Annotated in this window: 13 protein-coding genes; 4 read left to right on the top strand and 9 right to left on the bottom strand. The window is 72.6% G+C overall.

Features of this window, described 5'->3' with window-relative positions; all coding sequences use genetic code 11:
* Nucleotides 1-21: 21 nt before the first annotated feature.
* The 4 genes from ACIBK3_RS43590 to ACIBK3_RS43575 are packed head-to-tail and all read right to left on the bottom strand — an operon-like array spanning nucleotide 22 to nucleotide 3345.
* Nucleotides 22-957 (bottom strand): ABC transporter substrate-binding protein, encoded by a 936-nt coding sequence (locus ACIBK3_RS43590; RefSeq protein WP_399373981.1) that lies wholly within the window; start codon nucleotides 955-957, stop codon nucleotides 22-24.
* Between the two features lie 29 nt (nucleotides 958-986).
* The gene (locus ACIBK3_RS43585) at nucleotides 987-1649 is read right to left on the bottom strand and encodes an ABC transporter permease (RefSeq protein ID WP_399373944.1); all 663 of its coding nucleotides are present in this window, start codon (nucleotides 1647-1649) and stop codon (nucleotides 987-989) included.
* Nucleotides 1649-2290, bottom strand: coding sequence for an ABC transporter permease (locus ACIBK3_RS43580; protein WP_399373943.1), 642 nt, complete (start codon nucleotides 2288-2290; stop codon nucleotides 1649-1651). The genes ACIBK3_RS43585 and ACIBK3_RS43580 overlap by 1 nt, the downstream gene beginning before the upstream one ends.
* Nucleotides 2287-3345, bottom strand: coding sequence for an ABC transporter ATP-binding protein (locus ACIBK3_RS43575; RefSeq protein WP_399373941.1), 1059 nt, complete (start codon nucleotides 3343-3345; stop codon nucleotides 2287-2289). The genes ACIBK3_RS43580 and ACIBK3_RS43575 overlap by 4 nt, the downstream gene beginning before the upstream one ends.
* Nucleotides 3346-3486: 141 nt before the next feature.
* On the opposite strand from ACIBK3_RS43575, the gene ACIBK3_RS43570 reads away from it, so the two are divergent.
* The 3 genes from ACIBK3_RS43570 (at nucleotide 3487) to ACIBK3_RS43560 (ending at nucleotide 6771) form a co-directional block, all read left to right on the top strand.
* Nucleotides 3487-4995 (top strand): aromatic amino acid ammonia-lyase, encoded by a 1509-nt coding sequence (locus ACIBK3_RS43570; protein WP_399373939.1) that lies wholly within the window; start codon nucleotides 3487-3489, stop codon nucleotides 4993-4995.
* Entirely contained in the window at nucleotides 4992-6053 is a 1062-nt protein-coding gene (locus ACIBK3_RS43565; RefSeq protein WP_399373938.1) for a MurR/RpiR family transcriptional regulator, read from the top strand. The genes ACIBK3_RS43570 and ACIBK3_RS43565 overlap by 4 nt, the downstream gene beginning before the upstream one ends.
* A gap of 124 nt (nucleotides 6054-6177) precedes the next feature.
* The gene (locus ACIBK3_RS43560) at nucleotides 6178-6771 is read left to right on the top strand and encodes a hypothetical protein (RefSeq protein WP_399373937.1); all 594 of its coding nucleotides are present in this window, start codon (nucleotides 6178-6180) and stop codon (nucleotides 6769-6771) included.
* A 53-nt stretch (nucleotides 6772-6824) separates the two neighbouring features.
* On the opposite strand, the gene ACIBK3_RS43555 is transcribed toward ACIBK3_RS43560, so the two are convergent.
* From ACIBK3_RS43555 to ACIBK3_RS43535, 5 genes are all read right to left on the bottom strand, one after another.
* Nucleotides 6825-7199 (bottom strand): hypothetical protein, encoded by a 375-nt coding sequence (locus ACIBK3_RS43555; RefSeq protein WP_399373935.1) that lies wholly within the window; start codon nucleotides 7197-7199, stop codon nucleotides 6825-6827.
* 16 nt (nucleotides 7200-7215) lie between these two features.
* Nucleotides 7216-7848, bottom strand: coding sequence for a roadblock/LC7 domain-containing protein (locus ACIBK3_RS43550; RefSeq protein ID WP_399373934.1), 633 nt, complete (start codon nucleotides 7846-7848; stop codon nucleotides 7216-7218).
* Nucleotides 7849-7882: 34 nt separating this feature from the next.
* On the bottom strand, nucleotides 7883-8716 hold the full coding sequence (locus tag ACIBK3_RS43545) for a transcriptional regulator (RefSeq protein ID WP_399373932.1): 834 nt from the start codon (nucleotides 8714-8716) through the stop codon (nucleotides 7883-7885).
* Complete coding sequence (locus tag ACIBK3_RS43540) at nucleotides 8713-9249, bottom strand: hypothetical protein (RefSeq protein ID WP_399373931.1); 537 nt, start codon at nucleotides 9247-9249, stop codon at nucleotides 8713-8715. The genes ACIBK3_RS43545 and ACIBK3_RS43540 overlap by 4 nt, the downstream gene beginning before the upstream one ends.
* A 169-nt stretch (nucleotides 9250-9418) precedes the next feature.
* Nucleotides 9419-10762 carry a diaminopimelate decarboxylase gene (locus tag ACIBK3_RS43535; protein ID WP_399373980.1) on the bottom strand — a complete coding sequence of 448 codons (1344 nt, stop codon included), beginning with the start codon at nucleotides 10760-10762 and terminating at the stop codon, nucleotides 9419-9421.
* A 209-nt stretch (nucleotides 10763-10971) separates the two neighbouring features.
* Between ACIBK3_RS43535 and hutU the strand changes: the two genes are divergently transcribed.
* Entirely contained in the window at nucleotides 10972-12636 is a 1665-nt protein-coding gene (hutU, locus tag ACIBK3_RS43530; protein WP_399373929.1) for a urocanate hydratase, read from the top strand.
* Nucleotides 12637-12808: the final 172 nt, after the last annotated feature.

Below are 12808 nucleotides of genomic sequence, written 5' to 3'. Positions count from 1 at the left end.
GCGGGGGATCCCCAGTGCCGTTCACTTCGCCAGACCGTGCTGCTTCGCGTACGTGTTCGCCACGTCCTCCGGGTCCTTCTTGTCCTTGTCCACCTGGCGGTTGAGCTCGGTGAGCTGGGCCGTGGTGAGGACGTTGCCGAGGCGGGCGAGGGCCTTGCGGACGGTGTCGTCGGCCTTGCGGTCGGCGATGAGGGGGACGATGTGCTGACTCGGGATCAGATTCTGAGGGTCGGTCAGCACCACCCAGTCGTTGGCCTCGATGTCGGTGTCCGTGGTGAAGAGGTTCGCCACGTCCACGTCGCCCTTCTTCAGGGCGCCCTTGACCAGCGGGCCGTCGGAGTCCAGCGACTTGAACTCCTTGAACTCGACGCCGTAGACGTCCTTGAGGCCGACCGCGCCCACCTGCCGCTTCTTCACTTCGGGGGCCGCGCCGATGACCAGCTTGCCGTTCTGCTTCTTCAGGTCGGCCAGCGAGGTCAGCCCGTACTTCCGCGCCGTCTCGCGGGTCACCACGAAGGCGTCGGAGTCCTCGGCGGTGCCGTAGGGGAGGACCTGGAGGCCGCTGGGCAGCGCGAGGGTGAGGGCGTTCTGCATGGCGCCCTCCTCCGCGGCCGTGGCCTTCGGGTCGAGGTAGTTGAGCAGGGCGCCCTGGTATTCGGGCAGGAGGTCGATGTCGCCGCCCCTGAGGGCGGGGATCACGATCTCGCGGGTGCCGAGGTTGGGGCGGACCTTCACCTTCACGCCGGCCTTCTCCAGGACGGCGGCGTACAGGTAGCCCAGCACCTGGTTCTCGGTGAAGTTGGCGGTGCCGATGGTGACGCCGCCCTTGCTGGAGCCGCCGCCCCCGGAGCCGCCGCCCTGGCTGTCGAGGGAGGTGATGCCGCTGGAGCAGGCGGACAGGACGGGGACGGCGACGGCGGTTCCGGCCAGTGCGCCGAGGAGCGTGCGCCGGTTCATTCGGGTCGTTCGGGTCATCAGGGGGTCCCCTAGGCAGTGCGGTGGCGGAAGAGGAAGCGCTGGAGGCCGGAGAGGGCCAGGTCCAGGACGACGGCGACCGCGGCGACCAGCACCGCGCCGCCGAGCACCTGGACGAGGTCGCGCTGGGCGAGGCCGTCGAAGACGTAGCGGCCCAGGCCGCCGAAGGAGACGTACGCGGCGATCGTGGCCGTGGCCACCACCTGGATGAGGGCCAGGCGCAGGCCGGTCATGATCAGAGGGAGGGCGAGGGGCAGCTCCACCTGGAAGAGGACCTGGTGGGCGCGCATGCCCTGCCCGCGCGCCGCGTCCTTCACGTCCGGGTCGACGGCGGTCATCCCGGCGTACGTGTTGGTGACGATCGCCGGGACCGCGAGGGCGACCAGGGCGACGTACACCGGCAGCATCGACAGACCGCCGGCCAGGAAGACCAGCACGACCAGCCCGACGGTCGGCAGGGCGCGGCCGAAGGAGGCCAGGTTGATCGCGAGGAACGCGCCCTTGCCGGTGTGGCCGATCAGCAGGCCGAGGGGGAGGCCGATCGCGGTCGCGATGAGCGTGGCCAGGAGCGAGTACTGGAGGTGCTCGGCGAGGCGGTGGGCGATGCCGTCCGAGCCGGCCCACTGGGTGCCGCTGGTCAGCCAGCCGCCGAGGTTCTTGAAGAGTTCGTACATCAGGCGCGCCGCCTCTTCCACGGGGTGAGGACGTACTGGACGGCGACCAGCAGCGCGTCCGCGACGACCGCGAGGAGGAGGGTGAGGACCACTCCGACGATCACCGGGGTCGGGTAGTTGCGCTGGAAGCCGTCGGTGAAGAGCTGGCCGAGACCGCCGTCGCCGATGTAGGTCGCGACGGAGACCAGGGAGATCGACATGACCGTCGCGATCCGGACGCCCGCCATGATCACGGGGAGCGCGAGGGGGAGCTCGACGGTGAGGAGCGTGCGCAGGGGGCGCGTGCCCATCGCCTTCGCGGCCTCCTTGGTCTTCGCGGGGACCGAGTCCAGGCCCTCGACCGTGTTCCGGAGCAGCACGACCAGGGTGTACACCGTCAGCCCGATGACGGTCGTGGTGCGGGTGAGGCCGCTGACCGGCAGGAGCAGGACGAAGATCGCGATCGACGGGATCGTGAACAGGACGTTCGACAGGCCGAGGAGGAAGCCGCGCAGGGCGCGGATCCGGTGGGCGACCACCGCGAGGGGGAGGCTGATCAGCAGGCCGAGGAGGACCGCGGTCAGGGCCGCCTGGAGATGGGAGACCGTGAGGCTGGTGAGGTCGTCGGTGTGGCCGGATATCCACGACCAGTCGACGCTCATGCGGCCGCCCCCGTCTCCGAGGGAGCGTCCGCGCGGGCTTCCGTGTGGGCCCGTCCGGCGTGCGTGTGGATGTCGTCGCGGGACGAGACGCCGGTGAGGACGCCGTTCGCGTCGACGCGGGCGATCAGGCCGGTGGGCGAGGCGACCGACTCGTCGAGCGCGGCGAGCAGGGAGTCGTCGTCCGTGAGCGGTCGTACGGGGATCTCGGCGTCCTGCGACGCCCAGTGGACCGGCTTGTCCGCCGCGTCGAGGACGAGGGTCCAGGTGCCGCCCTCGGGGGCGGGGCCCTGGGGGACGTCCGCGAGGGTCTTCAGCGAGAGGAGCTTCAGGCCGCGCTCGGCGCCGAGGAAGTCGGCGACGAAGTCGTCGGCGGGCCGGGCGAGGAGTTCGGTCGGCGGTGCGCACTGGACGAGGTGGCCGCCGGTGCGGAAGATCGCGATGCGGTCGCCGAGCCGTACCGCCTCGTCGACGTCGTGCGTGACGAAGACGATGGTCTTGTTCAACTCCTTCTGCAGCCTGAGCAGTTCGTCCTGGAGCTGGGTGCGCACGACCGGGTCGACCGCGCCGAAGGGCTCGTCCATGAGCAGCACGGGCGGGTCGGCGGCGAGCGCGCGGGCCACGCCGACCCGCTGCTGCTGGCCGCCGGAGAGCTGGTGCGGGTAGCGGCGGCCGGACTCGGCGGTCAGACCGACGGTTTCGAGGAGCTCGGCCGCGCGGGCCCGGGCCTTGCGGCGGCCGTGGCCCAGCAGCAGCGGGACCGTGGCGATGTTGTCGAGCACCGTGCGGTGCGGGAAGAGCCCCGACTGCTGGATGACGTACCCGATGGAGCGGCGCAGCTCGGCCGCGTCCTGCTCGGTGACGTCCTTGCCGCCGACCCGGATGGTGCCGGAGGTCGGTTCGACCATCCGGTTGACCATCCGCAGGGTGGTCGTCTTGCCGCAACCGGAGGATCCGACGAGGACGGTCACGCCGCCTTCCGGCATTTCCAGGGTGAGGTCGTGGACAGCTGTCGTGCCGTTGGGGAAGCGCTTGTGGACCGCGTCGAACTGGATCATGAGTTGTCCCTTGCCCGGCTGTATAACGTCATGCAGAGTTGTTCCTGGGTGAATGGATTGTCAACGCCTTGGTGTTAATCCGAGGTAACGGATGACCGAAGAGCAAGATCAGCTGTCCGGTTCAGGGAGGATTTGGGCTTGATGTCGTCTCGCATCGTGGACATGTCGCGGACTACGGGCGCGGCCCTCGTCGTCCTCGACGGGGTCGGCCTCGGCGTCGCCGATGTCGTACGGCTCGCCGACGGGGCCGCGCGGCCGGTCCCCGGGAGCGACGGGATGCGGCGCGTCGAGGCCTCCTGGGACGCCGCCCGGCAGATCGCCGCCACGGGCCGCGTCTACGGCCGCTCCACCGGCGTCGGCGCCAACCGGAACGAGGACGTGCCCACCGAGGCGGCCACCGAACACGGGCTGCGCCTGCTGCGCAGCCACGCCGGCGCCATCGGCGAGGAACTCCCCGCCCGGGAGGTCCGCGCGATGCTCGCGGTCCGCGCCAACCAGTTGCTGGCCGGCGGCGCGGGCCTACGGCCCACCGTCGTCACGGCCCTGTGCGAGGCGCTGGAGGGCGGGGCCCACCCGGTGGTGAACGAGTTCGGCTCGGTCGGCACCGGCGACATCGCGGCACTGGCGCAGGCGGGGCTGGCGCTCGCGGGGGAGCATCCCTGGCGCGGGACCGGCGCGCCCGAGCCGCAGCCCCTCGACAACAACGACGCCCTGGCCTTCATCAGCAGCAACGCCCTCACCCTCGGCCAGGCGGCACTCGCCCTGCACGAACTGCGCGGCCTGCTGGAGGCCACCCAGGTCGTCGGCGCCCTCTCCCTGCTCGCCGTCGACGGCTCCCACGAGGCATACGCCGCCCCCGTGCACGCCGCCCGCCCGCACCGCGGCTCCAGCGAGGTCGCCCGCCGGATGCGGGAGCTGATCGGCGCCGCCGACCGGCCCACCCCGCCGCTCGGCCGGATCCAGGACCCGTACGGCTTCCGCTGCCTGCCCCAGATCCACGGTCCCGCCCACGACGCCGCCGACGCCCTGGAGGAGGTCCTCGCGATAGAGATCAACGCGGCCGCCGAGAACCCGCTGATCTGCCCCGAGGACCTGGCCGCCTACCACCACGGCGGCTTCTACCAGGCTCAACTCGCCCTTGCCTTGGACCACTTCAGGCTGGCGCTCACGCAGGTCGCGCGCCTGTCGACGTCCCGCCTGTCCACCCTGAACGAGCCCGTCTTCACCAGGCTGCGGCCCTTCCTCGCCGACCCGGAGCCCGCCTCCTCCGGCGTGATGATCCTGGAGTACGCCGCCGGGGCCGCCCTCGGCGACCTGCGGGCCTTCTCCGCGCCCGCCTCCCTCGGCCACGCTGTACTCTCCCGAGGCGTCGAGGAACAGGCCAGCTTCGCCTCGCTCGCCGCACGCCAGACACTGCGCGCGTGCGGTGCGTACCGGCTCGTCGTCGGCTGCGAACTCGTCGCCGCCGTACGGGCGCTGCGCCAGCGCGGTCATGTGCCGGACCCGGACCTTCCGGTGGGCCGCGCGCTGGAACTCGCCGGTTCGGTGCTCGACGAGGACCCGGCCGACCGGCCGCTCACACAGGACGTGACGGCGGCGGCCGCACTGCTCGACCGGTTCACGGAGATCTGGAGGGGGAGCGAGGCATGAGGGCGGACGGGAACCCGGGTGCGGGGGACGGGGGCGCGGGCGCGCCGGACGGGGTCGTCGGTGCGTCGGACGCCGGCGCGGGTGCGTGGGACGCCGGCGCGGACACGTCGTACGGGAGGGTGACCGTGGCGGACGGGAGTGACTCCCAGGCCGAAGGGAGTGGATCGGTGGCCGAAGGGAGTGGCGTCGTGCCGGACGGGGGCTCGGTCGTGGGTGCGGGCGTGCCGGACAGTCCCGCTGTGCGGCTGCAGGCCCTGTTCGAGGGACACCGGCTGACGCCGACCCAGCGGCGCATCGCGCACAGCATGGTGCGGCGGGCCGCCGACGTGCCGTTCCTGTCCAGCGTGGAACTGGCCGAGCTGGCCGGGGTCAGCCAGCCGTCCGTCACCCGGTTCGCGGTCGCGCTCGGCTTCGACGGCTACCCGGCCCTGCGCCGGCACCTGCGCGAGGTCGCGCCGGCCGAACCGGCCGGGGACACCGCCTCGTACAACGAGTACCAGCAGGCCGTCGAGGCCGAGATCGAGAACCTGCGGCACCTGGCGGAGGTGCTGTCCGACCCGCGGCCCGTGCGGAAGGCGGGGCGCCTGCTCGCGGCCTCGCGCCCGCTTCCCGTACTGGGGCTGCGGGCGGCGGCCTCCCAGGCGTACGGCTTCGCGTACTTCGCCGCCAAGGTCCATCCGGACGTACGGCTGCTCAACGAGGGCGGCACGATGATCCACGACCGGATCGACGCCGCCGTACGGGCGGGCGCCTCGGCGCTGCTGTGCTTCGCGCTGCCCCGGCACCCGCGCGAGGTCGTGGACACCCTCGCCTACGCGAAGGAGGCGGGCCTGACCGTGGTCACCGTCGCCGACTCCGCCTTCGCGCCCGTCGCCAAGGTCTCCGACCTCCTCCTGCCCGCCGCCGTCGGCACCGGCCTCGCCTTCGACACCGCCTGCGCGCCCATGCTGCTGGGCCGGGTCCTGCTGGAGGCGATGTGCGACGGCCTGCCCGACGCGCAGGCCCGGCTGGAGGAGTTCGACGCGAAGGCGGCGGTGCGGGGGCTGTTCGTGGATTGAGGGCGGCGTGACGGCGGTCTTGGCGACTTCTCAGACTTGTCTCACGTTCGCTCGCTAATCTGCTCGACCAGAAAAGCCGTCCCGGTGTCCGGGCGGCTGTGCTGAGGCGACGAGGAGGCGGAACGTGGCACGCGGAGATCGCAGAGCTCAAGGTCTGGCTCGGGTGGCGGTCGTCGTACGGGCCGGAGCCGCGCCCCTGTGGTGGCTCGGGGTGTTCGCGGCGGGCATCGGACTGCTGGTGCCGGGCATCACCGGTCGGCGGATCGGGGTACTGGCGGGCGCGGCGATGTTCGTCATCGCGGGCGTCGGGGTGACGTACTGGCGGCGCAGGCGGTACGCCGAACTGGCCCGCTCGGCCGCCCGCGCAGGCAAGCACGACGTGCTCCAGGACCGTGCGGTGAGCGTGCGCAACTGGCGCCGGGGACACCGCTGGTGGCTGCTGCTGGCCTTCGCCGCCGCGCTGGGCAGCGCGTTCGCCGTGCCGACCGCCGGGGGCATGCTGCTCGCCGGATGCGGCGCCGGGCTGCGGCTGAAGGCCGCCTGGCTCGGGCGGCGCGAGCGGGACGGGGAAGCGCTGCTGTGGGTGCGCGTCGACTGGCTCGGCGCGGACGGCGGGCGTCCGGCCGGCAAGACGGTCAAGGCCTACCGCAGCACCGGCATCGCGGCGGGCGACGCGGCCCCCGGAGGAGCGCGCCGCCGCACCGCGGCCCTGGTCTAGGACAGGCTGAGCGGATCGCCGGCGGTCAGACCTCCAGGTCTGATCGCCGGCGGTCAGACCTCCAGCTCTTCCTCGATCTTCCTCAGCTGGTGGCGGGCCATCGCCAGATTGGACCGCTTGGCGTCCAGGACGAGGTAGAGGAACAGGCCGTTGCCGCCGCGGCCGCTGATCAGGCGGATCAGGTGGTACTGGTCGGACAGCGTGATCAGGATGTCCTCGATCTGGGCCTTGAGCCCGAGGTGCTCCATGGTGCGCATCTTGGAGCGGACCACGTCGGTGTTGCCTGCGGCGGCGACATTGAGATCGAAGGTCTTGCCGCCGCCGAGCGTGCCCAGCGCCATGCCGCTGGTGTAGTCGACGAGCGCGACGCCGGTGGCGCCCTCGATGGAGGCGAGCGCTTCCTTCAGTGCGGTTTCGGTGTTGGCCATGACGGTCTCCCTCGGTTCAACTGTCGGTTGTGCTGCGTGTGTTGGTGGTCGTGGCGCGCGGGGTGCGCGCGGTTCTGGCCCGGGCGGGGCCGGCCTTCGCGGCCGGCCGGGACTGCTTCGCGGGGGCCTTGGCGGGGGTCTCGACGGGGACCTCGACGGGGGCTTCGGCCGTGTCGGGCGCCCGGGCGTCGACGAGTTCGCCGATACGGACGCCGGCGCGGCGGCCCTCCAGGTGGAGCCTGCCGACGGGGACGCGGTCCTCGGCGAGCAACGTCAGGACAGCGGTGCGGCCCGCCGCGTACGTGGCCACATAGCCGTGTCCACCCCGCACCAGCAGCTCGCGGAAGCCGTCTCCCTGGTCGTCCCCCTGGCCGTCCCCCTGGTCGTCCCCCTGGCCGGCCGCCTGCGTGAGCCGTACGGCGAGTTCGCGGGCGCTCGTCGTGAGCGCGGCCAGGTTCTGCGGAGCGATGCCGGGGGTGTCCTGGGCGAGGACGAGCCCGTCGGGGCCGGTCGCGAGGGCGCCGGTGAGCTGGGGCACGCGGGCTCTGAGCCGGCGTAACTCCTCCTGGATGTCGGGGTGCGGGCCAAGCTGTGTGCCGGTCTGTGGGGTGGCCTGTATGCCGGGCTGTATGTGGGGGTCCGCTGCCATCAGGTCTCTCCTTTCGGCTCGGGTCCGCTGTCGGTCAAAGGGCCTCCAGCGCATCCCTGAGCCTTTTCAGCAACGTGATGTGGGGATCGATGACCTCGGGGACGGACAGGGGGGCGGGCGGGGGCATGGACGTGGGCGCGGGGGCCGGGGGGCGGGGCGCGATCACTCCGGCCGCCGCCAGGCGCCGCAGGTCCACCAGGGTGTGGAACGCCGGGCGGCCCAGGTCCCGGGCGATGTCCGCCGCCGTCCGGACGTCGTCCAGGCGCGCCAGGACCGCCCGCTGGCGGGCCGTGGGCGTCGGGGACGCGGGACGGTGGGTACGGACGAGGGGCGCCTCGTCGGTGGCCGGGTCGGGCCAGATGCGGTGCAGCAGGTCGCGGCGGCGCAGCGTCTCGCGCTCCACGGCGGCCACCGGCACCGGGCACGGGCAGCCGGGCCCGTCCTCGGGGACGTAGCGGAAGCGGCCCGGGGTGCTGCTGGGGGCGAGGACGAAGTACGCCGCGTCGTACAGCGCGACCAGCCGGCACACGTCCAGGGCGCCCGGGGCGAGGTGCCCGCCGTCGACCAGGAGGTGGCCGGCGCGGTGCCGGTCGCCGGTCTCGGTCAGGGCCTGCCGCCAGGTACCGGCGTCGAGCGTGCCGCGGGCGGTGAGCAGGACGTCCAGGCCGGGCGAGGCCGGGCTCTCGGCGTGTACCACCCGGCCTCCCGCCAGGTGGAGCGTGCCGCGCTCACGGACCAGGACGCCGGTGGCCCGCTCTTCGGCGAGCCGGGTCAGCATCGGTGAGACGCCGCCCCAGCCCCGGTCCCGGGCCGCCGCCTTGGCCCGCACCGGCAGCCGGCGCGGTGGCGTGGTCTGCACGGCGGTCATCCCAGCACCAGCCGCCCGGCCATCTCGGCCAGCCGGATGCGGGCCAGCGCGAGATTGCCCTCGGAGCGGGCCAGCCACAGATGCAGGCACACGCTGCTGTCGAAGGACGTCGGCACGAACCGCAGCACGTGGTAGCTGTCCCGGTTGCTGACGATGAGGTCCTCGATCGGCGGATCACCGCCGAGGCCGTCGGCCTCGTCGGCCCCGCCCGCCCCTCCGGCGCTCTCCGGGCGGCCGGAGCCGACGCCGTCAGATGCTCGGGGTGCTTGGAGTACTCGGAGCGCTTGGGGCGCTTGGGGCGCTTGGTGCGCTCGGGGTACTTCGGGCGCTTGGGGTGCTTCGGGTGCGAAGGCGTGTTGCTCGGCGGCCAGCCGCGCGAGCTCCGCGGCCTCCACCGCGGCCGTCTCATGGTCGCCGCCCGGGGACTCCCCGACGATGCCCAGGGCCAGTCCGCTCGTCCAGTCGACCAGTGCGGCGCCCCGGGCACCGGGCAGTCGCATGGCTTCCAGCAGGCACTCGTCGATTCCGGGCACCGTGATTCCCCTCCCGCCTGGGGTTCGGCTGAGTGACGCCGAAGCTACGCAACGTGTGCGCGAGGGGTGAGTGTTCTGGCATTTTCCGGTGGAACATGCGGCGAGTGACTAAGGTGGGTCAACTGGCCTGCTGCGCAGACCAGTTGACCAGCAGCTCTACCGGGGTGCGTCAACGGTGCCCAGGCGCGCGGAGGGTGGTGAGCGCGTCGGCGTGCGCCCCTCCGGATTCGGCCACGATCTCCTCGACGGTCTGCGCCTCCCGCACGGTCGCGAAGGCCATCCCTCCGCCCCCGTCCGGGGCGAAGCCGTAAACGCCGGGCCGGGCGAGGGAGTTGTACGCGTAGTGGTGGGCGAAGTAGTACGCACCCGTGTCCAGCGCCGCCGCGTAGTCGCCCTGCGCCAGCAGCGGCAGCGGATACGCCTGGGCGAGCAGGTCGCCCGCGAAGCACGCCGGTCCGGCGACGTCCTGCACCACCTCCGGCCCCTCCTTCGGCCGCCCCTTGGCGTCGTACGCGGCGATCCTCAGCGGCCACGCCCCCGGCACGTACACCGTCCGCGTGGCCACCTGCACGCCCGCGTGCGTCACCGCCACCGGCCGCCCGCCGGCGCTCTTGGCGTACTCGACCCGTGCCACCACCGTCCCGTGCTTGGCCAGCAGTGACCGCCCGAACTCCGTCACCAGCCCGTACCGCCCGTCGAACAGCCCCGGCACCGTCTCCTTCAGCGCCCGCGCGTACTCCGCGTACGTCGGTGTCGTCACGTCCGAGACGAAGTTCACCGGCAGCCCGCCGCCGATGTCGATGGTGTCGATCTGCGGCCGACCGATCCGCCGGTTGATCTCCTCAGCCAGCCGGTACGTCTGCGCCACGCCCTCGGCCATCAGGGAGAGAGGGACGCCCTGCGAGCCGGTGTGCGCGTGCAGCCGGGACAGCCAGGGGCGCTCGGCGTACGCCCGCACCACCCACTCGCGCGCCCCCTCGTCCCGCAGCGCCACCCCGAACTTCGAGGTCGCCGTGGCGGTGGACAGCGCCTCGATCGCCCCCGCCCCGACCTGCGGGTTCACCCGGATGCCCAGGGGAGAGCGGCTGGGCGCCGACCGCATCAGGGCGTCGATACGGTCCAGCTCCTGCGGATTGTCGGCGTTGACCGCGATCCCGAGAGCCAGCGCCTCCCGCAGCTCGGCCGGGGTCTTGGCGGGCGAGTCCAGAACCGTCCGCCCCGGTGGCAGCCCCGCCGCCCGCGCCAGCGCCAGCTCGCCAGGGCTCGCCACCTCGGCGCCGATTCCCTCCTCGTGCAGCAGCCGCAGCACCGGCACCAGCGGAGTCGCCTTCACCGCGAAGGCGTGCAGCACGGGCGTGCCGGGCGCGGTGACCTCGTCGAAAGCCGCCCGCAGCCGCGCCGCCGACTCCCGGATGCCGGTGACGTCGAGCAGGCCGACGATGGGGGAGTCGGGTCCCAGCAGCCCCTGCTCCACGGCGGCGCGGACCGCCGCGTCCCGGCGGACGACCCGCATCCCGTCACCGCCGCCTTCGACCTGGCTCCCATGACGCTCGTCGGCGTTGCTCACAACATCCCCCGTCGGTCGGTGTCCGGGCCCATGCACTCCAGCCAAACATCCAAGGAGGGCCAACGCCGAAGCCCTGATGTATTGACTAGCTCTATTCAGAGCGTCAGGATGTGAATAACGAATAACGACAGCAACAGTCCGCTGGGAGGCAGACCATGTCAGGACCCCGCCCCGTACGAGCACCGCGCGGTACGGAACTGAGCGCCCTGGGATGGCAGCAGGAAGCCGCCCTGCGGATGCTGCAGAACAACCTCGACCCGGAGGTCGCCGAGCACCCCGACAAGCTCGTCGTCTACGGCGGCACGGGCAAGGCGGCCCGCGACTGGCGCTCCTTCGACGCCATGGTCCGCACCCTGCGGACCCTCAAGCAGGACGAGACCATGCTGGTCCAGTCCGGCCGTCCCGTCGGTGTCATGCAGACCCACGAGTGGGCCCCGCGCGTCCTCATCGCCAACTCCAACCTGGTCGGCGACTGGGCCAACTGGGAGGAGTTCCGCCGCCTGGAAGCCCTCGGCCTGACCATGTACGGCCAGATGACCGCCGGTTCCTGGATCTACATCGGCACCCAGGGCATCCTCCAGGGCACCTACGAGACCTTCTCCGCCGTCGCCGCCAAGAAGTTCGGCGGCACCCTCGCCGGCACGATCACCCTCACCGCCGGCCTCGGCGGCATGGGCGGCGCCCAGCCGCTCGCCGTGACCATGAACGACGGCGTCGCGATCTGTATCGACTGCGACCCCCGCGCCATCGAACGCCGCATCGAGCACCGCTACCTCGACGTGAAGGCCGACTCCCTGGAGCACGCCCTCCAGCTCGCCGTCGAGGCCCGCGACGCCCGCCGCCCGCTCTCCATCGGCCTCCTGGGCAACGCGGCCGAGCTGCTCCCGCGCATGCTCGCCGAGGGCGCCCCCATCGACATCGTCACCGACCAGACCTCGGCCCACGACCCGCTGGCCTACCTCCCCGTCGGCGTCGACTTCGACGACATGGCGTCCTACGCGGCCAAGGACCCGGCGGGCTTCACGACGCGCTCCCGCGAGTCCATGGCCCGGCACGTCGAGGCGATGGTCGGCTTCATGGACGCCGGCGCGGAGGTCTTCGACTACGGCAACTCGATCCGGGGCGAGGCCCAACTCGCCGGTTACGAGCGGGCCTTCGCGTTCCCCGGCTTCGTCCCCGCCTACATCCGTCCCCTCTTCTGCGAGGGCAAGGGCCCCTTCCGCTGGGCGGCGCTGTCCGGCGAGGCCTCCGACATCGCCAAGACCGACAAGGCGATCCTCGACCTCTTCCCCGAGAACGAGTCCCTCGCCCGCTGGATCAAGATGGCCGGCGAACGCGTCCACTTCCAGGGGCTGCCCGCCCGGATCTGCTGGCTCGGCTACGGCGAGCGGGACAAGGCCGGCGAGCGGTTCAACGACATGGTCGCGAGCGGCGAGCTGGCGGCACCGCTGGCGATCGGCCGCGACCACCTCGACTCCGGTTCGGTGGCCTCCCCCTACCGCGAGACCGAGGCCATGCTCGACGGCTCCGACGCGATCGCCGACTGGCCGCTGCTGAACGCCATGGTGAACGTGGCGTCCGGCGCGTCGTGGGTGTCCATCCACCACGGGGGCGGGGTCGGCATGGGCCGGTCCATCCACGCCGGGCAGGTCTCGGTGGCCGACGGTACGAAGCTGGCCGGCGAGAAGCTCCGCCGGGTGCTGACCAACGACCCCGGCATGGGCGTCATCCGGCACGTGGACGCCGGGTACGACATCGCGGAGACGGCCGCGGACGAGCGGGGCGTGCGGGTTCCCATGCGCGAGGGTGACGACGCGTGACCCTTCCGGGAGATGAGCGGGGCGGCCACCGTCCGGTGCGGGCCGAGGCCTCGTCGCCGGGTGCGGGTCCGGCTGTGCCCACCCGTTCCGCCCTGCGGAACGACTGCCCACAGCCTGCGCCGGGCGCGGCAGCCCATGCGGCGCGGTCTGGGGCGGGTGGAGGATCGGGTGT

Origin of the sequence: Streptomyces sp. NPDC050287, from assembly GCF_044459385.1 — a bacterium.
Lineage (GTDB): Bacteria > Actinomycetota > Actinomycetes > Streptomycetales > Streptomycetaceae > Streptomyces.
This window is presented reverse-complemented; position numbering and strand designations above follow the sequence as displayed.

What these genes read in the sequence shown, in the direction of transcription:
- ACIBK3_RS43590 (WP_399373981.1), bottom strand. Translation starts at nt 957, where the DNA reads ATGAACCGGCGCACGCTCCTCGGCGCACTGGCCGGAACCGCCGTCGCC.
- ACIBK3_RS43585 (WP_399373944.1), bottom strand. Translation starts at nt 1,649, where the DNA reads ATGTACGAACTCTTCAAGAACCTCGGCGGCTGGCTGACCAGCGGCACC.
- ACIBK3_RS43580 (WP_399373943.1), bottom strand. Translation starts at nt 2,290, where the DNA reads ATGAGCGTCGACTGGTCGTGGATATCCGGCCACACCGACGACCTCACC.
- ACIBK3_RS43575 (WP_399373941.1), bottom strand. Translation starts at nt 3,345, where the DNA reads ATGATCCAGTTCGACGCGGTCCACAAGCGCTTCCCCAACGGCACGACA.
- ACIBK3_RS43570 (WP_399373939.1), top strand. Translation starts at nt 3,487, where the DNA reads ATGTCGTCTCGCATCGTGGACATGTCGCGGACTACGGGCGCGGCCCTC.
- ACIBK3_RS43565 (WP_399373938.1), top strand. Translation starts at nt 4,992, where the DNA reads ATGAGGGCGGACGGGAACCCGGGTGCGGGGGACGGGGGCGCGGGCGCG.
- ACIBK3_RS43555 (WP_399373935.1), bottom strand. Translation starts at nt 7,199, where the DNA reads ATGGCCAACACCGAAACCGCACTGAAGGAAGCGCTCGCCTCCATCGAG.
- ACIBK3_RS43550 (WP_399373934.1), bottom strand. Translation starts at nt 7,848, where the DNA reads ATGGCAGCGGACCCCCACATACAGCCCGGCATACAGGCCACCCCACAG.
- ACIBK3_RS43545 (WP_399373932.1), bottom strand. Translation starts at nt 8,716, where the DNA reads ATGACCGCCGTGCAGACCACGCCACCGCGCCGGCTGCCGGTGCGGGCC.
- ACIBK3_RS43535 (WP_399373980.1), bottom strand. Translation starts at nt 10,762, where the DNA reads ATGCGGGTCGTCCGCCGGGACGCGGCGGTCCGCGCCGCCGTGGAGCAG.
- hutU (WP_399373929.1), top strand. Translation starts at nt 10,972, where the DNA reads ATGTCAGGACCCCGCCCCGTACGAGCACCGCGCGGTACGGAACTGAGC.